The organism is Brevibacterium spongiae (genome assembly GCF_026168515.1).
Lineage (GTDB): Bacteria > Actinomycetota > Actinomycetes > Actinomycetales > Brevibacteriaceae > Brevibacterium > Brevibacterium spongiae.
Map to the genome: position 1 here is coordinate 3,257,742 of NZ_CP093443.1, position 24,927 is coordinate 3,282,668.

General features: G+C 63.5%; 27 protein-coding genes. 9 read left to right on the plus strand and 18 right to left on the minus strand.

Features of this window, described 5'->3' with window-relative positions:
• Nucleotides 1-19: 19 nt before the first annotated feature.
• The 3 genes from L1F31_RS14680 to L1F31_RS14690 form a co-directional block, all read right to left on the minus strand.
• A complete protein-coding gene (locus tag L1F31_RS14680; protein ID WP_265417984.1) occupies nt 20-1,159 on the minus strand; it encodes an SRPBCC family protein in 1,140 nt (379 codons plus the stop codon).
• Nucleotides 1,152-1,874 carry a hypothetical protein gene (locus tag L1F31_RS14685; protein WP_265417985.1) on the minus strand — a complete coding sequence of 241 codons (723 nt, stop codon included), beginning with the start codon at nt 1,872-1,874 and terminating at the stop codon, nt 1,152-1,154. Before L1F31_RS14685 ends, L1F31_RS14680 begins: the two co-directional genes overlap by 8 nt.
• Nucleotides 1,875-2,149: 275 nt before the next feature.
• Nucleotides 2,150-3,289 carry a carboxylate-amine ligase gene (locus L1F31_RS14690; RefSeq protein WP_265417986.1) on the minus strand — a complete coding sequence of 380 codons (1,140 nt, stop codon included), beginning with the start codon at nt 3,287-3,289 and terminating at the stop codon, nt 2,150-2,152.
• 319 nt (nt 3,290-3,608) lie between these two features.
• Between L1F31_RS14690 and L1F31_RS14695 the strand changes: the two genes are divergently transcribed.
• A complete protein-coding gene (locus tag L1F31_RS14695; RefSeq protein ID WP_265417987.1) occupies nt 3,609-3,917 on the plus strand; it encodes a hypothetical protein in 309 nt (102 codons plus the stop codon).
• Here L1F31_RS14695 and L1F31_RS14700 read toward each other — a convergent pair.
• The 10 genes from L1F31_RS14700 to L1F31_RS14745 all read right to left on the minus strand — a co-directional run bounded on the left by L1F31_RS14700 (nt 3,912) and on the right by L1F31_RS14745 (nt 13,827).
• Nucleotides 3,912-5,753, minus strand: a complete 1,842-nt coding sequence (locus tag L1F31_RS14700) for an MFS transporter (RefSeq protein ID WP_265417988.1) — start codon at nt 5,751-5,753, stop codon at nt 3,912-3,914. The genes L1F31_RS14695 and L1F31_RS14700 overlap by 6 nt on opposite strands.
• 200 nt (nt 5,754-5,953) lie before the next feature.
• Entirely contained in the window at nt 5,954-7,135 is a 1,182-nt protein-coding gene (locus L1F31_RS14705; RefSeq protein ID WP_167198808.1) for an NAD(P)/FAD-dependent oxidoreductase, read from the minus strand.
• Between the two features lie 66 nt (nt 7,136-7,201).
• Nucleotides 7,202-8,002: an SDR family NAD(P)-dependent oxidoreductase gene (locus L1F31_RS14710; RefSeq protein ID WP_152347522.1), complete on the minus strand. Its 801-nt coding sequence runs from the start codon at nt 8,000-8,002 to the stop codon at nt 7,202-7,204.
• A 42-nt stretch (nt 8,003-8,044) separates the two neighbouring features.
• The gene (locus L1F31_RS14715) at nt 8,045-9,418 is read right to left on the minus strand and encodes an NAD-dependent succinate-semialdehyde dehydrogenase (protein WP_265417989.1); all 1,374 of its coding nucleotides are present in this window, start codon (nt 9,416-9,418) and stop codon (nt 8,045-8,047) included.
• Nucleotides 9,419-9,538: 120 nt separating this feature from the next.
• Entirely contained in the window at nt 9,539-10,000 is a 462-nt protein-coding gene (locus tag L1F31_RS14720) for a general stress protein (protein WP_265417990.1), read from the minus strand.
• A complete protein-coding gene (locus tag L1F31_RS14725) occupies nt 9,997-10,512 on the minus strand; it encodes a hypothetical protein (RefSeq protein ID WP_265417991.1) in 516 nt (171 codons plus the stop codon). Before L1F31_RS14725 ends, L1F31_RS14720 begins: the two co-directional genes overlap by 4 nt.
• Before the next feature lie 294 nt (nt 10,513-10,806).
• Complete coding sequence (locus L1F31_RS14730; RefSeq protein WP_265417992.1) at nt 10,807-11,166, minus strand: hypothetical protein; 360 nt, start codon at nt 11,164-11,166, stop codon at nt 10,807-10,809.
• Nucleotides 11,167-11,248: 82 nt separating this feature from the next.
• On the minus strand, nt 11,249-12,529 hold the full coding sequence (locus tag L1F31_RS14735; RefSeq protein WP_265417993.1) for an MFS transporter: 1,281 nt from the start codon (nt 12,527-12,529) through the stop codon (nt 11,249-11,251).
• An 83-nt stretch (nt 12,530-12,612) separates the two neighbouring features.
• The gene (locus tag L1F31_RS14740; RefSeq protein WP_167198826.1) at nt 12,613-12,846 is read right to left on the minus strand and encodes a hypothetical protein; all 234 of its coding nucleotides are present in this window, start codon (nt 12,844-12,846) and stop codon (nt 12,613-12,615) included.
• A 288-nt stretch (nt 12,847-13,134) separates the two neighbouring features.
• On the minus strand, nt 13,135-13,827 hold the full coding sequence (locus L1F31_RS14745; RefSeq protein WP_265417994.1) for an SDR family oxidoreductase: 693 nt from the start codon (nt 13,825-13,827) through the stop codon (nt 13,135-13,137).
• Between the two features lie 62 nt (nt 13,828-13,889).
• Between L1F31_RS14745 and L1F31_RS14750 the strand changes: the two genes are divergently transcribed.
• Entirely contained in the window at nt 13,890-14,279 is a 390-nt protein-coding gene (locus tag L1F31_RS14750) for a MerR family transcriptional regulator (RefSeq protein ID WP_265417995.1), read from the plus strand.
• Nucleotides 14,280-14,325: 46 nt separating this feature from the next.
• Here L1F31_RS14750 and L1F31_RS14755 read toward each other — a convergent pair whose 3' ends face one another.
• From L1F31_RS14755 to L1F31_RS14765, 3 genes are all read right to left on the minus strand, one after another.
• A complete protein-coding gene (locus L1F31_RS14755; RefSeq protein WP_346732505.1) occupies nt 14,326-14,973 on the minus strand; it encodes an aminotransferase class V-fold PLP-dependent enzyme in 648 nt (215 codons plus the stop codon).
• A gap of 538 nt (nt 14,974-15,511) precedes the next feature.
• Entirely contained in the window at nt 15,512-16,393 is an 882-nt protein-coding gene (fdhD, locus tag L1F31_RS14760; protein ID WP_265417996.1) for a formate dehydrogenase accessory sulfurtransferase FdhD, read from the minus strand.
• A 15-nt stretch (nt 16,394-16,408) separates the two neighbouring features.
• A complete protein-coding gene (locus tag L1F31_RS14765; RefSeq protein WP_265417997.1) occupies nt 16,409-16,942 on the minus strand; it encodes a MogA/MoaB family molybdenum cofactor biosynthesis protein in 534 nt (177 codons plus the stop codon).
• Nucleotides 16,943-17,226: 284 nt separating this feature from the next.
• On the opposite strand from L1F31_RS14765, the gene L1F31_RS14770 reads away from it, so the two are divergent.
• The 7 genes from L1F31_RS14770 to L1F31_RS14800 all read left to right on the plus strand — a co-directional run bounded on the left by L1F31_RS14770 (nt 17,227) and on the right by L1F31_RS14800 (nt 22,868).
• Nucleotides 17,227-17,706: a hypothetical protein gene (locus L1F31_RS14770; RefSeq protein WP_265417998.1), complete on the plus strand. Its 480-nt coding sequence runs from the start codon at nt 17,227-17,229 to the stop codon at nt 17,704-17,706.
• Between the two features lie 72 nt (nt 17,707-17,778).
• Entirely contained in the window at nt 17,779-18,258 is a 480-nt protein-coding gene (locus L1F31_RS14775) for a DoxX family protein (RefSeq protein ID WP_265417999.1), read from the plus strand.
• Nucleotides 18,259-18,485: 227 nt separating this feature from the next.
• A complete protein-coding gene (locus L1F31_RS14780; RefSeq protein WP_265418000.1) occupies nt 18,486-18,932 on the plus strand; it encodes a MarR family winged helix-turn-helix transcriptional regulator in 447 nt (148 codons plus the stop codon).
• Between the two features lie 62 nt (nt 18,933-18,994).
• Complete coding sequence (locus L1F31_RS14785) at nt 18,995-20,221, plus strand: LLM class flavin-dependent oxidoreductase (RefSeq protein WP_265418001.1); 1,227 nt, start codon at nt 18,995-18,997, stop codon at nt 20,219-20,221.
• Nucleotides 20,218-20,784, plus strand: a complete 567-nt coding sequence (locus tag L1F31_RS14790) for an NADPH-dependent FMN reductase (protein ID WP_265418002.1) — start codon at nt 20,218-20,220, stop codon at nt 20,782-20,784. Before L1F31_RS14785 ends, L1F31_RS14790 begins: the two co-directional genes overlap by 4 nt.
• Before the next feature lie 294 nt (nt 20,785-21,078).
• A complete protein-coding gene (locus tag L1F31_RS14795) occupies nt 21,079-22,275 on the plus strand; it encodes a calcium:cation antiporter (RefSeq protein WP_265418003.1) in 1,197 nt (398 codons plus the stop codon).
• Nucleotides 22,276-22,400: 125 nt separating this feature from the next.
• The gene (locus L1F31_RS14800) at nt 22,401-22,868 is read left to right on the plus strand and encodes a PaaI family thioesterase (protein ID WP_082018769.1); all 468 of its coding nucleotides are present in this window, start codon (nt 22,401-22,403) and stop codon (nt 22,866-22,868) included.
• A 416-nt stretch (nt 22,869-23,284) separates the two neighbouring features.
• Here L1F31_RS14800 and L1F31_RS14805 read toward each other — a convergent pair whose 3' ends face one another.
• Nucleotides 23,285-23,899: a hypothetical protein gene (locus L1F31_RS14805; protein ID WP_265418004.1), complete on the minus strand. Its 615-nt coding sequence runs from the start codon at nt 23,897-23,899 to the stop codon at nt 23,285-23,287.
• Nucleotides 23,900-23,906: 7 nt separating this feature from the next.
• Complete coding sequence (locus L1F31_RS14810) at nt 23,907-24,926, minus strand: NucA/NucB deoxyribonuclease domain-containing protein (protein ID WP_265418005.1); 1,020 nt, start codon at nt 24,924-24,926, stop codon at nt 23,907-23,909.
• Nucleotide 24,927 lies beyond the last annotated feature (1 nt).

Consider the following 24,927-nt stretch of genomic DNA (forward strand, 5'->3'; position numbering starts at 1 on the left):
CTTCCCAATCGGAGGACGCTCAGCGGCGTTCCTCGTCTTCTGGTTCTTCGGATTCCTCGTATTCCACGGGCTCGTCAGCGGCTTCCGGCTCCTCCTCGTAGTCCTCTGCGGGCTCCGCGTCGCCTGCCTCGGCCGGTTCGTCGTCCTCGTATTCCTCTGCCGGCTCCTCCTCGTACTCCTCTTCGGCTTCGCCCTCGGCCGGTTCGTCGTCCTCGTACTCCTCTCCGGCTTCGCCCTCGGCGGGCTCGACCTCGGTCTCCTCCGCCTCGGATTCGTCGGGTTCATCCTCATCCGCGCCGGAGTCGACATCCGCGACCTGGTCCTCGGCCGGCTCGTCCTCGCTGTCTTCGGGTTGGGCCTGGTCCTGTTCGAGGCCGTCCTCGTGGGAGGTGACGAGTTCCCCGTCGCGGATCTCTCCGCGCCATCCTTCGACGCTGTCGGGGTCGACCATGATCTGTCTCATCACATGGCGGACGAAGAACTTCAGTTCGAGGCGGAAACGGCGGGGGACGGTGAACCACAGTGCACCGACGCCTTCCATGAAGCCCTGCTTGTGGTACTCGCCCACTGCAATGATCCGGGTCAGCCTGGGCGCGACCTCGTGGAAGGAGATGCTGCCGCTGATATAGCCCTTCTCGCCAGTCGATTCCCAGACGATGTGGGAGTCGGGAACCTGCTCGGTGATCGTGGCTTCCCAGGTCCGGTGCGACCAGACGGCCTGCCCTTTGATGCTGAGGGTGACATCGTCGGTGCGTTCGACGTTCTCGACCTTCTTCATGAAGTCGGGCCAGTCCTCGAACGTCGTGAACGCGTTGTAGGCCACGTTCAGCGGGACACCGACCTCGGCGGTCTCCACGATGTTGGAGAACTTGAAATCACCGGAGCCGCCCGAACCGCTCGAGCCGCCGAACAGACCCTTGACCTTCTCCTTGACTCCGGTCGTCGCCGCGGACATCGCCGCTTTCGCCGGTGACTTGCCCTCGGCGATCTCCTCTGCCCCGGCTTGGGCCGCAGGCCCGGGCCCATCGCCCACGCCGTCGAGGCGGTCGGCGATCTTCTCGACCCTGTCCCCGACGGAGTTGACCGCCTTGCGTCCGACGGTCTTGGCAAAGTCTCCGGCCTGCTGCTTGAGGCCGCTGAAGATCGAATCATCACTCATCTTCGGCCTCCTCGGGCTTGGCAGCGGCGCGGGTCGACGATGTCTTCTTCGCAGTCGTCGAGCGCTTGGAGCCCGACTTCGTGCGCGAACCGCGTGAAGCAGTCGACGACTTCGACGAACGCGTTCCCTTCGCAGAGCGATTCGCCGTCGAGGGGCGCTTGGCTGCCGGCTTCTTCTTCGGAGCTTCCTCCTCGTCCTGCGGCTCCTCGTCGGTCTCCTGCGGCTCGTCGGTCGTCTCCGTTTCGCCGGTGGACTCTGCCTCCTCGGTCAACCCTTCCTCATCGGGCTCGGAACCCTCCGACGGCGCGGCAGCGTTCTCGGCCTCCGACTCGGGTGCGTCCTCTTCGTCGTCCGCACCCTCGCTGTCATCGACATTGGGGTCGATCGAGTCGGCGGCGTCGTCGAGAGTCGACTTCATCTTCTCGGTCTGATCCTGGAGCTTGACGCTGAGCTGATCGACTCCCTTCGCGGCCACGGCTTTGACCGCGCTCTTGCCGGATTCGGCCAGACGACCGGTGATCTTCTCCTGGAGACTCTTGAGCTCGGGGGAAGAATCAGCGAAATCCTTGAGGCCGCCCAGAAGCTGATCGCGATTCTTCGCGGCAGTCGTTCCGGCGACAGCCGAGGCTACCGTGAGTGCCAGGCCTAACTTCTTGGTCCTGCCGAGCATGTAGCCCGCCAGTATCAGACCGGTGATCTTCATCTTGTTGTTCATGATTGCCTCCGTCTCCGCGCTGATGGGCACGGACCGAGATTGAAGAATGGAAGCCAGGAGCCCAGGGCTGGGATTGCCATGCGATGGGTTGGCGCTCCTTCGTGCTGATCACTGATTCGAGGGTCATCGCCTCGTGACGACAACGGCGGGAATCGTCTCCGCCCATCGTCCGAAGCTGTCGCAGACTCCTGACCGCGTCTGCGGGCTTCCTGTGTCGCGGAAGCCAAGAGCACTCTGCCCTTTGCACCATCATCTGTTCAGCTACCCCTGATCCGTCAAGGGGGGTCAGAAACGCCCCTGGAGCTGTCAGCCGGTTGCTCAAATTGATCCTGAGAACTGTCTGTCAATCTGTGGGCTGCGTGTTCCAACAAGCCGCCTACCCCCTGTCTCTCCGCCACCCGGCGCTGCTCCTCGGAGCCGGTGCCCTGGCTGAGCAGACGGCGGAGTCCACGGTGAACACGGCCCATATCCTGGCTTCGCATCAGCGCCGGTCGTGCGCGGTGGAAGACCTTTCGGACTACCTCCGCGGCCGGTGCACTCGTCTGCGTGTCCGGGTCCATGAGCAAGCCCGTGAGACCGAAACGCGCAGCCTGCCAATGAGCGATGTTCAGCAGATTCGCAGGGACCGCCTCCGGTCCCGTGTCGTCCATGGCGACGTCTGCGAGCGCACGGGTGAGCAGCGCGAGGGTCACAGTGGTCGCGGTGTCCAGCTGCACGTCACTGGTCCGGACTTCGACTGTCCTGTGCTTCGGCGAGAGCCTGACCAGCCACCCCAGAGTCGCCTCGTCGAGCACCACGTCCGATCGCAGCGCAGCATCGATCTGCGCATCGTAGTCGTCGAGGTCGTGGAAGTGAGGCGGGATGCCGAAGACGACCCACCGCCGGTAGTGGATGGAACGCCAGCTGGCGAAGCCGCTGTCGGCTCCGCGCCAGAGGGGAGAATTCGCGCTCAACGCGGTGAGCACGGGAATCCACCTGCGCAGGCCGTTGACAGCTCTCAGCCCCGCTTCCCTGTCGGGAATGTCGACATGGACATGCATGCCGTTGACGTATTGGTCGGCGGCGATGGCGGGAGCGAGCTGCGCGAACTCACGGTAACGGCTGCCGTCGCTGACCCCCGGCGGGGCCGCCGGAATCTGAGGCGCTGTGCCGAGGCCGACAGCGAGCAGTCCGCGCGCCTGAGCCGCTGCCGAGAGGCCGCGTCGAAAAGAGTGCAGCGATTCGAACGCTTCTTCAGCCGTGGTCAGGACGGGAGTCGCGAACTCGATCTGCCCGGGCAGCCATTCGGCACAGGCTGCTCCGCGGCTCGGCCTCACCTCGTCCTCGATCTCCTGCAGGCTGCTCTTCGATCGAGCAGGCAGAAGTGAATGTCGATCGACGAGAAGGAATTCCTCCTCGATGCCGAATTCGCTCATCGTCACCTCATTCCGTTTCTGACCCGCTCACGCTATTGGACGGGTCGCGGATTCGACAGCAGATGCGGGACCTCACGGAAATACCTGCGAAGAGGCCCCGGCGGCAGGTGTGAGCGGTAGGCGCTCTCGCGGCGATTCAGACGCGGCAGCCGGATCGTCGATCACCCCTAGCCTCCATCGAGAAGCAGAACCTACACTTTCGGGAAGATTCGAGACGAGTGGCCAAAGCATGAGCGAGGGTCGCTGGGTCCCGGATCGCTGGCACACCGGGCAGGAGGAACCTCCTGCCACGAAAGTCACAAGCCGAATCAGCAGACGAATGGACGATCAGAACCCGAAGCGCATCGATCCCCGATCCAGCATCGCATTCTCAGACGAGCGAGCGATCAGGAGACGGAGGAAGCTCAAAGAGGCCGCCGAATTCTGGAACATGTCGGTTGCCGGAGTGTGGTTGCACTATGTCAGCCTCGGCGGTGACCTCACCGAATACGAGCTCGACGCCTACCTCCACGAGGCCTACTTCCTCACGCCCTATCAGCACGACATCCTGGCCGAGGCCGTCAATGAGCTCATCGATATGCTTCCCCCGCCTCCGCGAGCCCCGCTGACCGACGAAACCGGTCTATGACCGGTCGCCTCGGTACTCCAGCCTGCCGCGGCGATTGCGATGGACGGCTCCCTGCCGAATCGCCTCACGCACCGCCGCACGGAAGCGTCCGGGGCCCCAGCGGCGAGCCCCGATCGCACGGTAGAGCTCCACCTCTCCGACAGGTTCCATGTCGCGGACGAAATCGATGATGCCGTTGACCTCGTTGGCCGAGACCTCGGGCGGAACGTCGCGTGAGGACACCGAAGGCCACGGTGCATAGACGCCGACCGATCCCGGGCCCGGACGCAGACGATCTCCTCGGCTTCGAGCCTCGGGGCTCGCCGACGGTTCGGCCGCCTCAGCGGAATCTGCCCACTCACCTCGCTCGGTCGGCTCGGCACTGCTCTCCGCGGCGCCTTCGGCACTCTCAGCGTCCTCGGCCGTCAGGGGTCGGGCGATGTCTTCGAGGTCGGCACCTTCCGCCTTGACGCCGAAGATCAGTTCGGCCACGCCGCCGAGCGCCATGACCGCCGCACCGATGCAGAATGCCCAGGCCACTTGGGAACGATCACCGGACTCGATCATGCCGCCGAAGAGCAGCGGACCGGCGATGCCTCCGGCGGCGGTGCCGATGGCGTAGAAGAATGCGATGGCCAGTGCTCGGGTCTCCATCGGGAAGATCTCGCTGACGGTGAGGTAGGCCGCACTGGCTCCGGACGAGGCGAGGAAGAAGCAGACGATGAGGATGACGAGGAAGAGCCATTCGCCGCCGACATCAGCGTTGAAGACGAGTGCGAGGACCACTGCCACGACCGCCGATCCGAGGTAGCTGAACGAGATCATCGGTTTCCGACCGATCGTATCGAAGAATCTGCCGAGGATGACGGGGCCGGCGAAGTTGCTCAGCGACCAGAGGATGATGAAGATCGGCACGGTGGCTGCCGCAACTCCGTAGAATCCGTTGAAGATCGTGCCCAGGTTGAAGGTGATGCCGTTGTAGAGGAACGCCTGCCCGACGAAGAGGACGAGGCAGAGGATCGCGCGTTTGGGATAGATCGTGAAAGCGACCTTCATGATCTCGACGAACGAGATCGTCTTCCGCTGCCGGACGGTGATGGTCTTCTTCGGCGGCGGCAGGGTCTGTGAGGTCTCCGTCTCGATGCCGTCTTCGATCTCGCCGACGATGCGTTCGGCCTCGTCGTTCCGACCATGGATGAACAGCCACCTCGGACTCTCTGGAACGTTCTTGCGCACGACGAACACAAAGATCGCCAGCAGCATGCCGACGGCGAAGGCCAGGCGCCAGCCGATCATCTTCGGCAGGATATCGGTGTTGAGGAAGAACAGCGTCGTCGCCGCCCCACCGGCGGCGCCGAGCCAGTAGGAGCCGTTGATGATGAGATCGATGCGGCCCCGGACGCGGGCGGGGATGAGTTCGTCGATGGCGGAGTTGACGGCTGCGTATTCCCCGCCGATGCCGGCACCGGTGAGAAAGCGCACGAGGAAGAAGTACCAGGCGGAGAACGAGAACGCCGTGGCGACGGTGGCGACGAGATAGAGCACGAGAGTGATGAGGAAGAGCTTGCGTCGGCCGAATCGGTCAGTGAGCTGGCCGAAGACGATCGCACCGACGCAGGCGCCGAGGACGTAGATGGCTCCGGCGGTGCCGATCTGCCCCGCGGTCATGTCGATGCCGCTGCCCTCTTCGGTCATCCGAGCGGCGACGTTGCCGACCATCGTCACCTCGAGACCATCGAGGATCCACACACTGCCGAGCCCGACGACGACCATCCAGTGGAACCGGGCCCACGGCAGCCGGTCCAACCGGGCCGGCACATCCGTCTTGATCGTTCCGAGCTCGACGTTCTCACTCATCAGACACCTCCTGGACGACGCCACTCGATTGCCAGGCAGTCTAAGCACACTCCGCCGGGCCGACAAGGCATGGTGCGAAGGCCTGAAGGAGAGTACTCTGCGCCCGCAGCGCACGGTGGCGGTGAGCCGTAGGGTCGCGAGCCGACGTGGCCACGGCTCAGCGTCGCCGGCCTCTGTGAGATTATTCCCGGAGACTCAGTTCACGAGATCCTGGTCACGAGGTCGCCCGGTGTGTGGTCCCAGTCTTCGCCGAGGATCTCCCGCGCGGCGTCGAGACGGTCCTCCATATTCACCATGAGGACTCCGCGCACGCGTCCGTCCTCGCCGAGGTAGTACACCACTCCATCCGTATGGGGCTTCTTCCAGTCTTCGACGGTGCGCAGTGTCGGATCGAGCTCGCCGACCGCCTGGTACCCGAAGTCGAAAACGTTCGTGTAGAAGTACGGTGTATGGGTGTAGGACTCGTCCGCGCCGGCCATGATCCGCCCGACGGCCTTGCCCATCTGGGTGGCGTTGTCGACGTGTTCGACACGCTGTCGTCCGAGGATCCTGTCGGGATAGCGAGCAACGTCTCCGGCTGCGAAGACGTCCGGCTTTGAGGTCCGCAGCGATTCGTCGACGATGATCCCGTCGTCCGTGTCCAGCCCCGCATCCTCTGCGAGCTGGGTCGCAGGTTCGATGCCGAGGCCGACGACCACGGCGTCGAACTCATGGGGCTCGCCGTCGCAGTCGAGCACCACTCGATCGCCGTCGACGTGCCCACCCGAGGCCTTCGTGCCCGGCACGAGAGTCACTCCGTGGCTGCGATAGAGTTCGTGGAACTGCTTGGCGAGGTCCGGCGGGAAGATGGACCCGCCGAGGGTGTCGTCGTCGAAGATCAGAGTCGTTCGGGTGTCGTTCTGCACCAGGGCGGCGGCGAGTTCAGTGCCGATGAAGCCGCCGCCGATGACTGCGATGCTCAGGTTCCGGCCCGACAGATCCCGCAGACGGCGGTAGTCGTTGAACTCGCGGAAGCAGATGACCCGCTCACCTTCGTCCAGATCGATGCCCTTCGGTCTCCCGCCGGTGACGAAGAGCAGCTTGTCATAGGTGAAGTCGCCGTGGGTCGTCCTCACGGATTTCGCTTCGACGTCGACTGCGGTCGCCCCCGTACGGAGGCTGATCCGGGCTCCGGTCGCTTCGGCGGTGTCGAGGTAGTTGTCGCTCTCGTCGAAACTCTCGTCGGTCCACAGTCGCTTGCTCAGCGCGGGACGCGTATAGGGCTCGTCGACGTCATCGCTGATGATGGCGATCGAACCCTCCTCGTCGATCTCCCGTATCCCCTGGGCCGCGGAGTCAGCGGCCATGCCGCCGCCGATGATCACATATCGGAACTCAGCCATGTCGGATGCTCCTCTTCCTGTCGTCTCTGCTGTGCCTGTATTCGGTGTTCGGGGCGCTCTGGCGCACTAGATCGTGGCCACCGATCCAGCGTCCACGCGATAGTTCGAGCCGTTGACGAAGCTCGCGGCGTCCGAGCAGAGGAATGCAATGACCTTGGCCACCTCCTCCGGTCGGCCGCGACGTCCGAGTTCCATGAACGGCCGTTCTTCTCGCAGGAACGAGGCGATGGCCTCATCGAAGCTCGTTCCCTTCTGCTGGGCTCGCTCATTCATCATCTCGTCGGTCATCGGGGTCGCGATGAACGCCGGAGAGACGGTGTTGACCAGCAACCCTTCGGAGGCGTAGGTGCGCGAGAGTCCCTTGGCCAAGGAGAGCATGCCGGCCTTGGCCGCACAGTACGGCAGCTCGTCGTCATAGGGCTGCACCGCGTCTTCAGAGGACACGAACACGATACGGCCCCAGCCGCCTCGGCGAAGTCCCGGAAGGAACGCCCGAGTGACACGGACCGGTCCCATGAGGTCGACGTCGATGGTTCGGTCCCAGCCCTCCTGGCTGATCTCATGGAACAGCCCACCGGCCCCGTGGATGCCGGCGACATTGACGAGGATGTCGAGGTCGCCGACCTCGGCGGCGACGGACGCGGCGAGTTCGTCGACTGATTCGTCATCGGCGATATCGGCGTCGTGGGCGTAGATCCGCTCCTTGAATTCGGCGAGTTCGTCGACTGCGGCTTTGAGTTCGTCGGGCTCGGGCCCGGTCATCACGACGACGGCTCCTTCAGCGAGGAGCTGACGGGCCGTCTCCAGCCCGATGCCCGAACTCGCCCCCGTCACCAGTGCCTTGCGGTCGCGGATGTTGAGATCCATCTGTCTCCTTCCGGTATCTCGGTCGACTGTCGGTCTGCTGTGTCAGGGCGTACGGATGAGCTTTTTGTTGACGAATTCGCGGATACCCTCTGCGCCGAGTTCACGGCCGACGCCGGAGCGCTTGGTCCCGCCGAACGGCAGGTCAGGTTCGGTCCAGGTGGCTTGATTGATCCACACCATTCCGGTGTCGATGCGGTCGGCGACGCGTTGGGCCTTCTCGATGTCATCGCTGACGACCGTGCCGCCGAGGCCGAAGGACGAGTCATTGGCGAGTGCCACGGCTTCGTCCTCGTCTGCGACCGAGTAAACGACTGCGACGGGTCCGAACAGCTCCTCCGAGTAGGCGCGCATCTGTTCGGTCACCCCGGTCAGCACCGTGGGTTCGACGAAGGCACCCGGCCTGTCGACTCGATGCCCGCCGGTGTGCACCTCGGCGCCATGGTCGATGGCATCCTGGACCTGTTCCATGAGGTCCTGTGCCGCTTGCTCGGAGGACAGCGGTGCCATTGTCGTCGCAGAATCCCGTGGGTCCCCGGCGACGAACTGCGACATCTTCGCCGTCAACAGATCGACGAATTCGCGGTAGTGCTCCTCAAGCACGATCAGGCGTTTGGAGGCGATGCAGCTCTGGCCGGAGTTCGTCATCCGCCCTTTCACGGCGGCGGTGACGGTCGCGTCCAGATCCGCGGAGTCGAGGACGATGAACGGATCGCTGCCGCCGAGTTCGAGGATGGACTTCTTCAGATTGTGGCCGGCGGCCCCTGCCACTGCCGCTCCGGCGCCTTCGGAACCGGTCAGCGAGGCGCCGCGAACTCTCTCGTCCGCGATGATCGTCTGGATCTGATCATTGTCGGCGAAGACGTTGCGATAGCAGTCGGACGGCAGCTGCGCATCGTTCATGACCTGTTCGAAGGCCAGCGCCGACTGCGGACAGTTCGAAGCGTGCTTGAGGATGATGGTGTTGCCCGCCACGAGGTTCGGCGCAGCCAGGCGGACCACCTGGTAGTAGGGGAAGTTCCACGGCATGACACCGAGTATCGGACCAATGGGTTCGTACTTCATCACCGCGCTGCCTCCACTGGACGGCGCGAGCACCTCGTCGGAGAGCAGCAGGGGTCCCTCTTCGGAGTAGTAGCGCAGAATCCTCGCTGCCAGTTCGACTTCTGCTTCGGCCTCGGCGCGCAGTTTGCCCATTTCGAGTGTGAGGAGCTCAGCGAGGTCCCACCTGCGCTCGTCCATGAGATCCGCCGCTCGGGCGAGCGGTGAAGAACGTTCCCGGACATCGGTCGTCCGCCATGTCTGGAAGGCCGCGTCGGAGGCGTCGATGACGGCGGAGATCTCCTCGTCGCTGGCTGTGGGAAATTCCTTGAGGACCTCTCCGGTCGCCGGGTTCGTGGTGTTGAATTTCGCGGTCACGGCTTCTCCTTTCCTCGAGGTTCGTCAAGGTGCTCTGCGGAGCAGCAATCATCTCCGCTCCGCGACCTCTGCCGAACCGAGACTCCACCGTCTCAAACCCCGGTGACGGCGACCAGCCCCTTACGGTGCCCGACGATTGCCTCTATAATGCGCACGCAGATCGGGGTCGTCGATCACAAGCAGAATCGCTCCGTTGTCGAGATCACTTTCGAACGTCTCTATTTCATCGGAGTCGAAGCCGTACCGCTGAAAGCGGTTCCTGAGTTCGTCGCCTCGTTCGTTGTATCGCTCGTCCACGAGGTCTCCGAGTCCTTTCAGAGTTCCGTCGGCACCGACCACCTCGTCGGTGCTCTCCGCATCGTGGGCGAAGACGTGTAGGGCTGTCTTCGGTACGCCCTCCGACGCGAGCTTCACCAGTTGATTGAGCACACCGATGTCGTCGTGAAAGGTCTTCACGATCGGTTTGTGATCCGTCACGTCTGACTTCTGAGAGTTGAGATCGTCGTCGCTTCCCATGCCGCTCAACATAGCATTCCAGAGCCGCGTCGGCACGGCTGATTCAGTCAGTCCGCTCAGGCTCACCCACCATTCCGCGGCCTCCGGAGCAGCACCTTCAGACCCCATGCGATGGCACCGGAGATCGCTCCGACCACCACTCCGATCAGAAGGCTCGAGGCGACTGCGAACGAACGGAAGATGAGCGACTGCGCCGTCGGGTCGAGGCCTGCGAGGTTCCCTCCGAGCTGCGGCGGGTTGTCACCCAGGGAGTGATTCCACAGGATCTGATGCCCGAGTGCCAGGAAGACTCCATAGAAGAGCCCGACTGCCAGGAGGGTGATGAGAGGTCTCGGCACACGTGTGATCAGGACGGTGACGATCCAGACGAGCGGCGGCAGAAAGACGAACAGCGCATTGACGGATGTGCCTTCTTCGATGATGTTCAGATCGTGGAGCACCACTCGCGGTGCCGCCAGAAGCGCGAGACCCACGATGGCGATGACAGGCAGGCCGAGCCGGTGCCGCGGTGTGGTCGGATCGAGTCGGGGCGATATGGAAGATGCCTGATCTTCCGGTGGACTCTGTTGATAAGGCATGATGAGTGTCCTGTTTCATGAGGGCAGTCGCATGCCCTCACCGTCGTTGACACCTTCAACGATAGGAAGCAGAACACGGGTCCACATCGGCCCCAAAGCGACACTTGAGTCGCTTCTCGTCAACCTCGCCTGCGTCAGGACGCGACTCAGGCAGGCACGCCGTTGAGCATGCTGGCGATCAGCCCCAGCACCGCCAGGCCCGCGATGACGTACACGATCACACGTTTGCGCATGGTCCGGATTCTACTGCGACTCCCCCGGTTAGTGTCCATGGTGCCCGACGACGAGTCGCCGTCACCACGGGTTGGCCTCCTGCCAGCGGGTGAACCAATAGCGGTCGCCTTGGTAGTGCGACTTCTCCGGCTTGCACCCCTTGAGATCCGAATGCTCCCCCAGCCAGGTCCGCACCATCGGCATGACCTCGTCCAGACGGTCGACCCAATCATCGAGCGGCAGCAGCAGAACCGAACCGTCGACGGAGGTCAGACGGCATGAATAGTTCGGCAGACCCTCGGTGATCTGCGAATGCGTATATCTGATCTGGTCGCAGCCGGTGGTGAGGTAGAAGCGGATGAACTCACCACAGACATAGGAGCACAGCGTTTTGAAGTTCCGGTAGCGGATCATCCATGCCGGGGGATCATATTCAGACATGTGTTCTATTCTAAGACTTCGGTCTGACAGGGGACAGCGGATCGGAGGAATCTGCCCTCACCCGTCGTCAGCGGGGCGGTCGTCAGCGGCGGCGGGAGCTCACGCGGATGAGGATCAGCGCGAGGATCACGCACAGCGCATAAGTGATGCCGACGGTGATCCAGCCGAGGACGAACCCGCCGGGTGAACCCACGATGATGCCCATGAGCAGCGGGCCCAAGGCGAAGCCGAAGAACATTCCGGCCGTGACCATGCCGCTGGCCGAGACCATCGAGGATGCGGGGATCGCCCGCATGAGTGCGGCCATGAGCACGACCGAGACGCCGAGCGCGGAGATGCCGTGGAAGGCCACTGCCGCCCAGACGAGCAGAGCCCACCCGGCTGCGTCGGCAATGAGGAACAGCACCGCTCCGGCCAGGGCGATGAGGGCGAGGACCAATAGCAGGCGGGGGCCTGATGCGCCCTTGGCCATGCGTCTGGCCCAGGTGACGCGGGCGATGACGCCGATGACGCCGGCCAGTGCGGCCGCGGCGCCGCCGAGGACGAGGCTGAAGCCCATCTCGCGCACGGCGAAGAGCGGTATGTACACGTTCGTCGCCTGCACGCCGATGCCGTTGATGAGCCCGAACAGCGCCAATGCCCACACCATGCCGGGGTGCTTGGCCGGGCGGGTGGGTGCCGGTTCGGGATCGGGTTGGGCCGCCTCGGCGGGGGTGTCCGTTGAGGGTTTCGGGGTGGTGGCGGCCGACTCGGCGGCGGTGTCTGATGCAGGTTTCGGAGCGCTCAGCAGCGGGGTGGTGCGCACCGAATACCAGGTCATCGCGAGCAGGATGAGTGGGATGACCGCGATGGTCAGGGCGGCACCGCGCCACCCGACACCGAGCGCGAGAACCGGGAAGGCAAGGCTGGCGATGAGCTGGCTGACCTGGACTCCGGACTGTTTGATGCCGACCCAGCCGATGCGCTTGGTGTCGGGGACGCGTTCGAGGAGGATCCGGTTGGTCACTCCGTTGGGAAAGGATTGAGCGATGCCGGACAGGGCTGCGGCCAGCAGAAGCATCGGGAACCCGTCGGGAACGGCCACGAGCAGGAGTGCCAGCGTGGCGAGGACGAAGATGAACGCCATGAGCGAGAGATCGGAATGCCGATCGGCGAGGCGGCCCAGAGTGGCGTTGCCGATCGCGGCGGCACCGAAACAGGTGGTGGCGAGCAGGCCGAAGTGGGCTTCGGAGATGCCGAGCTCGGCGATGATCGCATCGCTGGTGGCGCTCAGCCCATAGAGCATGATGGGCCCGGCAGCGACGGCCCCGAGGAGGACGGTGAGCAGACCGATGCCAGGTGCCTTCTGGTCACGGCTGGTCATCGTACACCTCCTGTCGCATGCTTCAAGTCAGCATGCTAGCCGGAGGCGAATGGCGGGTGGTGAGGTGTCTCAGCTGGTGCGATTCAGCCTTTGGAGCGTCGCACGGAAGACCGGTAGGCCAGTGCAGTGTCGATGGCGAGGATGCCGGCACCGCCGATGAGGACGGCGAGGGCCACTGCGATCGGGTGCGGCTCATTCCATGCCAGCAGCCCACACAGCACGGAGGCGAAGATGACGATGAGCGCCCCGTTGCGGCAGCGCCGGACCAGGCTGGCCTTCTCATCCGAGTTCTCAACGGCCTGCAGCGTGTAGGTCATTGTCACTCCATCTCGTTGTCGGCATTTCCGCAGCGTGTGGCGGTGATGCACAGTGGTCTGTCTGTCGCGCCCTTCCCGTTCGCACGGAAATGGCACCGAGAGCCACATTAGCCTCGAGTTCGCGCTCTTATCGCCACATGAAGAAATTGTTGAATGTTGCAGATCTTTCACAAAGGCCGCCCCGCCCCGAACGGCAGGGGTGGATGACTTCCCGCCGCCGAAGAGAGGCCGGTCGATCGTTATGGCTGTGTTACCGAATTCCTCGGGATTCAGGGCCGGTCCGCTACATCACTCGACGAATCGACCAGGGTCGCCTGACAGCCCTGCCTTGAGTATTGTGGCCGCATCGTCGGCCAGGATCTCGTTCACCCCGTCTTCGAACTGGTCGAGGGCGGTGGCGACGAGTTCGTCCGGGCGGTTCTTGGGGACATCGATTCCTGCCATCATGTCGGTGTCGGTGCTTCCAAGCAGCATCGAGCTGACCTGGATGCCGGCCCCAGCCAGCTCTTCACGCAGCCCGTTCGACATCGCCCAGTTCGCCGCTTTGGACGCCCCATAGGAGTTCGAGTGTTCGTAACCCAGCCAGGCCATGACAGAGGAGACGTTGAGAAAGGCGCCGCGGCCGCGCTTCCGCATGGCCGGGGCGAACGCCCGGACCATACGCAGGGCACCGAAATAGTTGATGTCGATCTCTCGCCTGATATCGCGCATCTCTCCATCGATGAGGCGGGCGAATGAGGAGAATCCTGCGTTGTTGATGACGATGTCTGCTTGGCCGACCGCGCGAGCCGCCTCCTCGACCTGCTGCTGGTCGGTGACGTCGAGACTAATGGGTTCGACTCCGGGCACGTCGACTGACTCTGGACGGCGCGCTGCCGCATAGACTCTTGCGGCGCCGCGCTCGAGCATCTGCGTGGCGAACTGAGCCCCCAGTCCGCGGTTCGCTCCGGTGATGACGACAACGCTGTACTTGATCTTCATGACTGTGCTTCCTTTCGCATCTCCCACCGGTTCAGGCGGGTGCTTCGATGCTAAAATCTGCCGTGGACGTCAGCTTCAAGTCAAAGAGACACATGTCACAGATTCCGCAGTCGCCGGCCCTGTTATCGATCGGTGAGACCGCACGTCGCTCCGGCAGCAGTCCGCGTGCCCTGCGCTACTACGAGGAACAGGGCCTCCTCGCGCCGGAGCGCACCGAGGGTGGTCAACGTCGCTATCCAGCTGACGCTGTTGAGCGGGTCCTCCTTTACCGAAGGCTCATCGACGCCGGCCTCGGCACCGAGGTGATTCGAGAGCTTCTGCCCTGTATGAATGGATCAGCGACTTCTGACACCGTGGCCACGCTGCAACGCGAGCACAAGAAACTGCTTGCTCAAGCCAGGGAGCTCGAGGCGACCGCAGGCAGGCTGGAAAGCATCCTCGAATCGCTCTGAGTTCTCGTCAGCCGATCGTGACCGCTCGGGTCTCGGACGGCACCCGTCAGGCAGGTGCATAGTCCGTCACAGCGTTGAGCGCCGTATCGACGTCGGACTCGTCGTTGAAGAGGTGGAAACCGAAGCGCATATTCCCTCCGGCCTGCGAGTACCTGACCCTGGCCGCGTCGAGTCGGTCGGGGGCACCGGGCCAGGACCGGCCGACGATCCCGAGGTCGATTGACACGATCGCCGAGTTCAACTCTGCAAGGCCGAGCCCGGTTCTGAAACGGTTGGCCAAGGCGAGGTCGTGGGTGTGGATCTGGTCGACATCGACGTCGAGCAGCAGTTCGAGCGCTGGAGCCGTGCCGACCCACGAGTGCCAGGCCGGTGAGATGTCGAAGGCGCGAGCACCGTCGGCCAGATGCATCGGCCTCCCGTAGCTGGCTGCTCCCCCGGCAGCGAACCACCCGGCGGCCAGAGGCTTGAGCCGGTCGAAGAACTCCGCACGGCGGGGATGAGAGTCGTCGGCGGCTGCCAACTGCGACGGCATCGTGAGGAACGCCGTCCCGCGCGGAGCGCACAGCCATTTGTAGGCGGCGACGGCGAGGAAGTCGACCTCGGAGGCGTTGAGCGGCAGCCATCCGGCCGCCTGCGTGCCGTCGAGGACAGTGAGGGCCCTAACTTCTCGGGCGGCACGGGTGATCGCTGGGATGTCGGCGACCTCGCCGGTCGCGGACTTGCGGCGGAGAAGGACACGAGCGTCGTGGACTCGTCGACCGCCTCGGCGAGGGTGTTCAGCGGCGCGGTGCGCACCCGCACCCCACGGTCGGCGTGGACGGCGAAAGGGTAGACCCCGGAGGTGAACTCGATGTCGGGGATGAGGACCTCCGCGCCGTCAGGCAGCGCAGCGGCGATCGGGGCGAGCAACTGGGATACGGCGGCCCCGGTGGCCACCTGATCTGCGGGAACACCGACGAGGCGACCGAAGAGTTCTCGGCTGGTGTCGACCGATTCCGCCCACCGCGGCCAGGGGACGCTTCCGGCCCGCCACTCGTCGAGGGATCGTTGCAGCGCATTCCATCCGCGCCGAGGCGGCGGACCGTAGGAGCAGGAATCGAGGAAGGCCTTCTGCACGTCCCATTCGGTACGGGCCTGCGCGATAGTCAGACAGGAGGTGGAGCTGGTGGGATCGTCATTGATGTCCATGCCAGCGAATCTAGCACCGGAACCGCGGGGCCGCCTCGGCGAATTCAGGCCACCCGCTCCGGGTACGAATACGCGTTGAATTTGCCCTTGCGGTTGAAGCCGATGACGGTCACGCCTACGTCTTTGCCGTGGTCGACGGCCATCGCCGAGGGGGCGCTGACGGCGGACATCATCGGGATGCCGGCCATGGCGCACTTCTGAACGAGCTCGAACGATGCCCGTGCGGACACCTGCAGCACGGTCTGGCGCAGCGGCAGGCCCCGGTTGGCCATGGCCCAGCCGATGACCTTGTCGACGGCATTGTGCCGGCCGACATCCTCACGACCGACGAGCAGCTCGGGTTCGACGTTCGGATCGTCACCGACGGCGAAGAGTGCAGCGGCATGGACTCCGCCGGTCTTGTCGAAGATCTCCTGCGTCTGCCGCAGACGATCGGGCAGTTCACCGATCCGAGCCGCGGAAAGCAGCTTGGGGAACTCGTATTCTCCATGGTCCTCGACATGAAAGGCGCCAGGAATGAGGGGAAATGCAGAGGTCTTCGTGACGGCATCGGCGGCCGCGGTTCCGCAGATCCCGCACGACGATGAGGTGTAGACATTGCGGGCCGGAGCCGTCTCGGGATTCCAGATCCCAGGAGCCAGTCGCACTTGGGCGACGTTGTAGTTCCGGCTGCCATCGGGGGCGAGCCCGGCGGAGAAGTTGACCTCGTCGATATCGTCCATCGAGGTCACGACAGCCTCGGAGAGCAGGTATCCGGCGATGAGTTCGACGTCGTGTCCGGCGGTGCGCATGGTCACGGTGTACTGCTCACCGTCGAGCTGGATCTCCAGCGGCTCCTCGCCTGCCAGGGAATCCGGACCGGCCGAGATCTCACCGGTGGCGTCGAACTTGTAGACCCGGGCTCGCACGGCCTTGCGCATCTGCATGGTCTCGTTCCTCTCTCAGGCCCGGGGGCCGTGGTCGGTGGTGTCCTCGACGGAGGTCTGAATGTGCTCGAGGAGGTCGTCGATGATGGTGATTCCGTCCTTGACCCCGCCCTTAGACCCGGGGAAGTTGATGACGAAGCTGCGTCCGCGCACTCCCGCGACTCCGCGACTCATCACCGCCGAGGATGTCGATTCGAGACCCTTGCGCCACATCGCATAGATGAGGCCCGGCGACTGTCGTTCAAGGAGTTCGGCAGTGAACTCCGGAGTGCGATCGTCGGGAGCGAGCCCGGTCCCGCCGCTGGTGACGATGACACGAGGACGATCGACTTCCGGGGTGTCGACGAGGAGCGTTCGCAGCGCTTCACCGACGGGTTCGCCGTCCCGGACGACGATGGCGTCGGGGGTCTCATAACCGCGGCCGCGCAGCCAATCGACGAGGATCGGACCCGTCGTGTCCGCAGCCTCGCCCCTGGCCGCCGAGGTGGAGGCGATGATGACGGCAGCCTTGCGTCCCGCTCCGAGGAGTTCGCTGTTCTCTTCGCTCACCTATCTGCCTTCTTCCCAGTTCAGTCACTCTCGTGGGCAGCGCATACGTTACGTGCGCCCGCTAGCGGTCCCTGCACTCACAGTCATTGCCTCCATTGTCCCACTCCGGCCGGGGATGACCAGAGACACCCACGGCTCCAGGCGGCCCATTTAGAAGGCGTCCGTTTCACCGACACAGGAGTGAGGATCGTCGAATCCTTGTCACGCGGATTCGACCCACCGACCATGGAAGCGCCCACAACCACAACGGAGTGGAACCGGATTCCCCGAGGAGGATGGACAGAGTGCCGACACCAGATGCGTTCTCTGCCGAGATCGCGGCCAGAGTCGCCGCCGATGCGGCTGTGCGCAGGGACCGAATCAATGACGGATTCTCTCGCTTCTATGCACCGTTGGCCGTCGTCGCCTTCGTTCTCACTTTCCTTCCCTATTACCGGTCCGAACCGGAGAGCTCGTTTCGCTTCGGCGGCCTGTGGCAGGAACTCGCACGCACCGGTCACAGCTATAACGCCGCCGCCATGCTGATCTTCGTCGCACTCATCGCCCTGCTGACCATCGCGGCGCTGCGCAAGCTGCCGGGGTCCGGACTCTTCATCGCGGCCGCACTCAGTCTGACCATCGGCATCATGCTGTGGAACGCCCCGGGATTCTCGGATCCGCCCGAACTCACCGATGTCGGAATCCTCGACATCGCGTTCTCCTTCGCCGCTGCGGGAATGCTTCTCGTTCACGTTGCTTTGCTGGTCATCTATCGCCGACGATGACGGGTTGCCAGCGTCCTGCCATCTTCGGCGCATACTGTGTGATTGCAGTTTCAACCAATTTTGGAGATCACCGTGTACGCAACGACCGGACTGCCGACCTCTGCCCGCGACATCATCACTCTCATTGCCCGGATCGGCCTCGGCGCGATCTTCATCGCCCACGGGTGGCAGAAGTTCAATGAGTGGACCATCGCCGGAACGAGCGATTCGTTTGCGCAGATGGGAGTGCCGATGGCCGATATCGCGGCCCCGGTTGCGACCTTCATCGAGCTCATCGGCGGAGCACTGCTCATCCTCGGCGCGCTCACTCCCATCGTCGGATTCCTGCTGGCAGCGAATGTCATCGGCGCCCTGATCATCGTCCACCTCACCCCGACCCCGTTCGTCGATCAGGGAGGCTGGGAGCTCGTCGCAGCCCTCGCCGCAGGTGCTCTTCTGATTGCCACCGCGGGTCCCGGCCGACTGAGCATCGACCGCTTCCTCTTCGCCGGTAAGCCAGGCAAGGGGCGCAAGCACGCAAGCGATTCACAGACAGTGTCTGCAGACGCCTGAGCCTGCGTAGGCGCCAGGCACTTGGCACAACCAGGCCTGGCGGAAGCACGGCCATAGGTGGGCGAAATGGTCACAGAAGACTCAAGGGAGCGTGACCATTTCGCCCACCGTAGCCGGCACCTCGCCGCGGGCCGTTCCCGACCCCTCGCGAAGCGCAGGTAATGTGAGAACGAATCGGGGCGGCCGTGTTGTCAGCGGCCGGTACGCAGTCAGCAGAAGGAGAAGCGGTGGAGGACCTGAGCCTGAGCACGCTCATCTGGCTGCGCATGGTCCGCTTCGTCCAGAACAGCAACCAGCTCTCCAACGACCACCTGCGTCAGTTCGGACTCACCGTCGCACAGTTCGAGGCCCTTGCCCATATCCGCAATTTCGAACCGATCACGCAGTCCGCCCTCGCCGAAGGACTGACCGTCAGCGGCGGCGGGATCTCCCGCATGCTCGCCCGGCTCGAGACCGAGGGCCTCATCTCCCGCGAACAGGACTGGAAAACCAAACACATCTCGCTGACGGACAAAGGCCGCGAACTCCTCGAGCGCGCGTTTCCCTCGCAACTGGAGCAGCAGTCATCTCTCTTCGACGAGTCATTGAGCGAGGACGAGAAGGTGCAGCTGCACGCACTGATGAAGAAGCTCTACGACACCAGCCGGAAGCGCGGCGGGAGCAGTCGGGAATAATCGCTCCGCGTTCTCAGTTGACATGGCAAATGACATTTTCGTCGCCGTCACGAGGAGACACCTTGAGCGAGTCCGCGCAGCTGCCCACCACCCCGTCACAGCATTCCGGAACGGCTGGATCACAGCCGTCACAGCAGCCGAACTATATGCAGGAATTCGGCTTCGACCGAGGCCAGGGACTGCAGTTCGGCATCTACAGCCTCGGCGATCATCTGCCCGACCCGCACGACGGATCTCGCGTCGATGCCGGCCAGCGCATCCACGAATTCATCGGCTACGCCCAGGCCGCCGAGGATGCCGGACTCGACTTCTTCAGCCTCGGCGAGAGCCATCAGGAGTTCTTCGCCTCGCAGGCCCACGCGGTCATCCTCGGAGCCATCGCCCAAGCAACGGACACCATCCGCATCGGCAGCTCCTCGACGATCCTGTCGACCTCGGACCCGGTTCGCGTGTTCGAGAACTTCGCGACGATCGATCTCATCTCCGGCGGTCGTGTCGAGCTCGTCGCCGGTCGCGCCTCCCGGATCGGCCTGTTCGAACTCCTCGGCTATGACCTGCGCGACTACGAAGAACTGTATGAGGAGAAGCTTGATCTGCTGCTCCAGATCAACCGCGAGAAGCAGGTGACCTGGTCCGGTCAGTTCCGGGCGCCGCTCAACGACGCCGAAGTCCTCCCCCGCCCCACCGGGCAGGCGCTGCGCATCTGGCGTGCCGTCGGCGGAGCGCCGGCGAGCGCGGTGAAGGCGGGACTGGCCGGGGTTCCCATGGTCATGGCGCACCTCGGCGGGACCACCTCGGTGTTCAAGGGCACCGTCGATGCCTATAGGCGCGCAGCCGCTCATGCCGGGTTCGATCCGGCCACCCTGCCGATCGCCACGGCCGGTTTCTTCCACGCGGCCGAGACCTCACAGCAGGCGTTGGCGGGAATGTATCCGCATATCAACGAGGGGATGAAGCGCACGAACGGGCAGGGCATGCCCAAGCAGCATTTCGCGCAGAGCGTCCACCCGGCGTCGATTGCGAACATCGGCAGCCCGCAGCAGATCATCGAGAAGATCCTCCACCAGCATGAGGTCTTCGGTCATCAGCGCTACCTCGCGCAGATCGACTTCGGCGGGATGGCGTATGGGGACGTGATGAACCAGATCGAGATCATCGGCACCGAGATCCTGCCCGCCGTGAAGAAGTACACCGCCGCCGCGCCCGCGGCTTTGGAGGCTGAGTCCACCGGATCCGCGATCGGCACTGCCAGCTCCGCGTTCGATTCCGCCGAGGAGGCCCTGTCATGAAGCTGATTCTGCTGTCAGGGTCGAACGTCGGTACGAAGACTCGGACCGTGATCGATCACCTCGCCGAGGCGGTCGCCGCCTACGACTCCACCATCGAGCTGAGCGTCATCGACCTCGCCGAGGCGGACATGGTCTTTGCCGACGGTCGGAACTTCACCGAGTACACCGGTGATACCGGTCGGGTGGCCCGGGAGCTCATGGACGCCGATGCGATCATCATCGGCACCCCGATCTTCCAGGCCTCGATCCCGGCGGCACTGAAGAACGTCTTCGACTTGCTGCCGATCAGCGCATTCCTCGACAAGGTCGTCGGCGTCATCGCCACGGCCGGTTCGTCGAAGCACTACCTCATTCCGGCCCAGCACCTGCTGCCGATACTGAGCTACATGAAGGCACAGGTAGTCCAGCCGTATGTGTTCGTCGGCGAAAGCGACCTGCACCGCGGCGAGATCGTCAGCCATGACGTCCTGCAGCGACTCGACCGCCTCGTCGAGGACACGATCGTGCTCACCCGCACCTTTGCCTCGATCCGGGAAGAGCGGGACGCGGCCTACGGGTTCTGAGAAGGTGATCCCGTCACTCCCTTGACTCAGTTAGGGGTCGGCACGGTTTAGGGTGAGTAGCCCAGTTTCAAACTTGGGCTGCTCACCCTAAACCGTGCCTTTACACATCGACCTGAGCGCGCCCGCACGAGCTCACGTTCTGCCAGCCCACGCCAACAGCCCCCGGTGCCCCAGATCACCGGATTTGCCGGGCCGGATGGGCCTGGTTAACCTGAAAGTGGAAGGAACCAGTCGGGACGACCCGGCTGAGTGAGACTCACGATGAGGACGGCCTCAGAGACAGGAAGACCTTTCATGATCGCCGCCCTCCGCACCATCGTCACGCCGACCGCGATTCTTCGGCTCATCCTCGGCTGGGGCGTGTTCATCGCCCTGCAGTTCATGGGTTCTCTGCTCGCTCCACCGGTGCCGATGCCTCTGCTCGTCACTGCGCTTCTCGTCATCATTGCGGTCATCCTCATCTGCGCCTTCGGAGTCGTCACCGAAGCCGAACACTTAGCGTCCCGCCTCGGCGATCCCTACGGTTCGCTCGTCCTCACGATCTCGATCTGCCTCATCGAGGTCATCCTCATCGCCGCGGTTCTGCTCGGCCCCGGCGATCACGCGACGATTGCCCGCGATTCGGTGATGGCGGTGTCGATGATCATCCTCAACGCCGTCATCGGCCTGTGCCTGCTGGTCGGCGGACTGCGCCATGGCGCACTCACCCACAATCGCACGGGTGTCTCGAACTACCTGGTCATGATCGTCGTCTTCGCCGCCCTCGCCTTCGCCGTGCCCGCCCTCATCGGCACGCCCGACGGCGCCTATGAGATCTGGCAGGAGATCCCGATCATCGTCGTCACCGTCGGCGCCTACGTCTTCTTCCTCTACCGGCAGATGGGACCGCAGGCCCACGAGTTCACCGAGGCGGTCCCCGTCGGGGCTGCTTCGGCGGGCGCCTCATCGACTGCCGAAACGACGCAGTCCGCCTCCACCGAGGCAGCCGACCAGGCCGACGACGCACCTCAGGGAATCGTCGAGATCCTCTCAACCCACCGAGTGGAGATCGCCGTCCGCCTGGCCCTCCTCGTCGCCACGGTGCTGCCGATCGTGCTGCTCTCCCATGACATGGCCTCGTTGCTCGATGACGGCCTGGGCCGCCTCGGCGCTCCTGTTGCTTTGTCGGGGGTGGTCATTGCGATGATCGTGTTCCTGCCGGAGACGCTCACGTCTCTGCGCGCGGCGTGGAACGGGGAGATCCAGCGCGTGAGCAACCTCTGCCATGGAGCACAGGTCTCCACGGTGGGGCTGACGATTCCGACGGTGCTGGTCATCGGCATGCTCACCGATCAGCCGATCGTGCTCGCCGAGTCACCGATCAACCTGGCGCTGCTGGCGATCACCCTGCTGGTCTCTGTCATCGGTTTTTCCGCCAAGAAGGTCACGGCTGTCCAGGGGGCCGCTCATCTCATCATCTTCGTCGTGTTCGGTCTCGCGCTCTTCGCGTAAGAGCGGACTGACCGAGCGGACGCGATCTGCGTCAAGGTTTGAGCTGCCCGGAGGGCGGACACCCGACTGCGGTTCGGGAAATGTAGTCTGGCGAAGACAACACATCACCGACCTCAGGAGATACGATGACCGACCGGGCCCCGTCCGCACAGCAGGAATCCACGCTGCAGAAGTCGGCACTGCCCGATGTCTCCCTGGAGGGCTCGAGCCGGTTTGTCGCGGCGACCGGACTTATCGTCGAAGAGGTCAGCACCACCTCGGTGCGCGGTCACGCCGACCTCGACGAGCACCACCACACTCCGTGGGGCGTCGTCCACGGCGGCGTCTACACCTCCATCGTCGAAAGCGCCGGCAGCATCGGAGCGAGCCATGCCGTGGCAGAGCGCGGTGAGTTCGCTGTCGGAGTCCACAACGCCACGGACTTCCTTCGCCCGACCTCGGCGGCCCGGGTCACGGTCACCGCCGAGGCGCTCCACCAGGTCCGCAGCCAGCAGCTGCGGGATGTCGTCATCGCCGATTCCGCGACAGAGAAGGTACTCGCCCGTGGTCAGCTGCGCCTGCAGAACGTGCCGCTGCCGACCGACGCGAAGTAGGTGCGCACTGGACCAAACAAAGCCCCCCCCACATGGCTGGGGCACCGTCGAGACTGCCACGCAGTTCCTCCGCGAGGTGCGAGATGCCTGTCGGTACGAGCTGCCGGAAGAAGTGGACGTGTCTTGGTGAACGACAACAGATTAAGCGTATGAATCTGCGACCGTCGTCACCGCCAGCGTGCGGCAACGCCGGGGCCGTGGGAAGACAGATCTCAAACCGATTGAAAGAGCGACGGCGCCTCTCTTCTTTTGCAGTCAAGATTCATTGAATAGCCCGGCCCCACAGTTAACTTGTGGGGCCGGGCTATCTAACTCACAGTGCCGTTCGTCGTGTGGCAGAGCATGAAGCGTGGCCGTGCTTTGAAGCTCGGGCCGTCAGTTGAAATAGCGATACACGGACGGAGGTCGACGAGAGGTTATTCTCCAGCGTCCCTGAGGTTTTGTGCAATCAGATCCTCGCGGTCTGGATCGCCCATGCCGAGAGTGACGTATCCGGATCCGCTGAACGTCTCCGAGTTCCTCTCATCCTCGCCGGCTTTTGCCGAACTCATTCTTGTGACCGTAGGTTTATTCGGCTCAGACGGCCACACCTGCACAAGGACATGATCGTTTGGAGTGCCGTCGGGTTCGATCAGTTCGTCGCTACCCGACTTATCTCGACCTCGCACATGAATTCGCACTCGGTAGTCTCGACCGCTTTCAAGCATGTCCGCGTCAGTGCCTGGCTCGTCGGCTTCGCCACCGCCGCTGAAGATGCCGATCAGTATCAAAGGTGCTGCTTCGGCGGCTCGCACGCTCAATTCGACAACATCTTCCCACTCCTGGGCCGGGCCATCTGGGACGCTACCGAGAACTTCGAACGCTGCGTCAACTGGCCCGTACATCGCGCCAGTGTGCAGGGCAATTCCACCTTCGTCGTCAATCGATACCGTTCCTCCGAGAACTGTGTCGGACGTGTCCGTCGCTACAAGAGGAAGCAGATCGAGTCTCCAGTTTTCAGTTTGGGCTACCTGCTTGTACATGTCAGTCATCTGCCTCTTAAAGAATCTGGACGAAGAATGAATCGCCTGTCAGGACGCGGCTCTCTTTAAAGAACTTGCTGAGCTCAGAACCTGCCGCGGAATTTTCCTTCTGGGGAATCAGACATGCGCTGTATCCTTTTCCACCCTTAGCACCGACCGGATACGCTTTGTCGGAGATCTTGCATTGGCTGAACGTGCGCCCTGTACCACCGCCGTAATAGGCGCCTTGCTGGGTCGAGGCGAACGGGTATTCATCGCATGAGTAGCCGGACGGTCGCTTGAGCCGTGACGGGCAAGCCTTTGAGCGGTTCTTGGCCGACGACTGTCCCGGCTTCAGCCTCTTGAGCGCCGTTGATTTTCCGGGGAGTCCGCTCTTCTGTGCATCGGTGACGTGCTTGGCGAAGTTGGGGTGAGAAGCCCGGTCATATCCGATTGCGACCTGGCCCTTAGTCATGATGCATCCGGCGGATATTGACTTGTACTCTCGATCGCACCGCACTGGGCTCGCTCCGGCATAGTTGAAGGGCAGCACCTGTGCGACTCTTGGGTGCTTGATTGTGAGGTTCCACGACAGGTTCTGATTCGTGCGGGCGGATTTTCCAGTCCAGTTGTAATAGCTTTCGGCGCTGAGAGTCTTTCCAGCCTTCAACGCCTTTCCTGCCAGCGACGTTAGAGCTCCCGTGCGAGAACAACTTCCGCTGCATTTGGGTGTGTTGCCGACGATCGAGAACTGGTTTCCTGTCCCCGATGTCTTTGAGGTCACGAGTGTGAGCTGGTTTCCGATGCGGGTCTGATTAGTTGCGCTGTACTGGTAGACGTAGGCAGTCCCGGTGAGTGTTCCCAGCACTGCTCCCTTCCCTGAATGATGCTTGATCGTGAGTGGAACACCGACGCAGCCGTTGGTTCTGTCAGACGATCGAACCCCGGACTTGCAAAGATTCTTCGGCAATGGAAGTGCCGCGTGCGGTTTCAGCCCAGACTCTTCCTGTTCTCCCAACGTCACGCAGATACTTGCCCCATCGGGGTCCTTGGACAAG

Bases quoted from the DNA above. Each gene is read 5' to 3' on its own strand.
- L1F31_RS14700 (WP_265417988.1), bottom strand. From the start codon at position 5,753: ATGAGTGAGAACGTCGAGCTCGGAACGATCAAGACGGATGTGCCGGCC.
- L1F31_RS14710 (WP_152347522.1), bottom strand. From the start codon at position 8,002: ATGGATCTCAACATCCGCGACCGCAAGGCACTGGTGACGGGGGCGAGT.
- L1F31_RS14805 (WP_265418004.1), bottom strand. From the start codon at position 23,899: ATGACTGACATGTACAAGCAGGTAGCCCAAACTGAAAACTGGAGACTC.
- L1F31_RS14730 (WP_265417992.1), bottom strand. From the start codon at position 11,166: ATGTCTGAATATGATCCCCCGGCATGGATGATCCGCTACCGGAACTTC.
- L1F31_RS14735 (WP_265417993.1), bottom strand. From the start codon at position 12,529: ATGACCAGCCGTGACCAGAAGGCACCTGGCATCGGTCTGCTCACCGTC.
- L1F31_RS14745 (WP_265417994.1), bottom strand. From the start codon at position 13,827: ATGAAGATCAAGTACAGCGTTGTCGTCATCACCGGAGCGAACCGCGGA.
- L1F31_RS14795 (WP_265418003.1), top strand. From the start codon at position 21,079: ATGATCGCCGCCCTCCGCACCATCGTCACGCCGACCGCGATTCTTCGG.
- L1F31_RS14740 (WP_167198826.1), bottom strand. From the start codon at position 12,846: ATGACCTACACGCTGCAGGCCGTTGAGAACTCGGATGAGAAGGCCAGC.
- L1F31_RS14800 (WP_082018769.1), top strand. From the start codon at position 22,401: ATGACCGACCGGGCCCCGTCCGCACAGCAGGAATCCACGCTGCAGAAG.
- fdhD (WP_265417996.1), bottom strand. From the start codon at position 16,393: ATGCAGATGCGCAAGGCCGTGCGAGCCCGGGTCTACAAGTTCGACGCC.
- L1F31_RS14705 (WP_167198808.1), bottom strand. From the start codon at position 7,135: ATGGCTGAGTTCCGATATGTGATCATCGGCGGCGGCATGGCCGCTGAC.
- L1F31_RS14680 (WP_265417984.1), bottom strand. From the start codon at position 1,159: ATGAGTGATGATTCGATCTTCAGCGGCCTCAAGCAGCAGGCCGGAGAC.
- L1F31_RS14690 (WP_265417986.1), bottom strand. From the start codon at position 3,289: ATGAGCGAATTCGGCATCGAGGAGGAATTCCTTCTCGTCGATCGACAT.
- L1F31_RS14725 (WP_265417991.1), bottom strand. From the start codon at position 10,512: ATGCCTTATCAACAGAGTCCACCGGAAGATCAGGCATCTTCCATATCG.
- L1F31_RS14685 (WP_265417985.1), bottom strand. From the start codon at position 1,874: ATGAACAACAAGATGAAGATCACCGGTCTGATACTGGCGGGCTACATG.
- L1F31_RS14695 (WP_265417987.1), top strand. From the start codon at position 3,609: ATGGACGATCAGAACCCGAAGCGCATCGATCCCCGATCCAGCATCGCA.
- L1F31_RS14790 (WP_265418002.1), top strand. From the start codon at position 20,218: ATGAAGCTGATTCTGCTGTCAGGGTCGAACGTCGGTACGAAGACTCGG.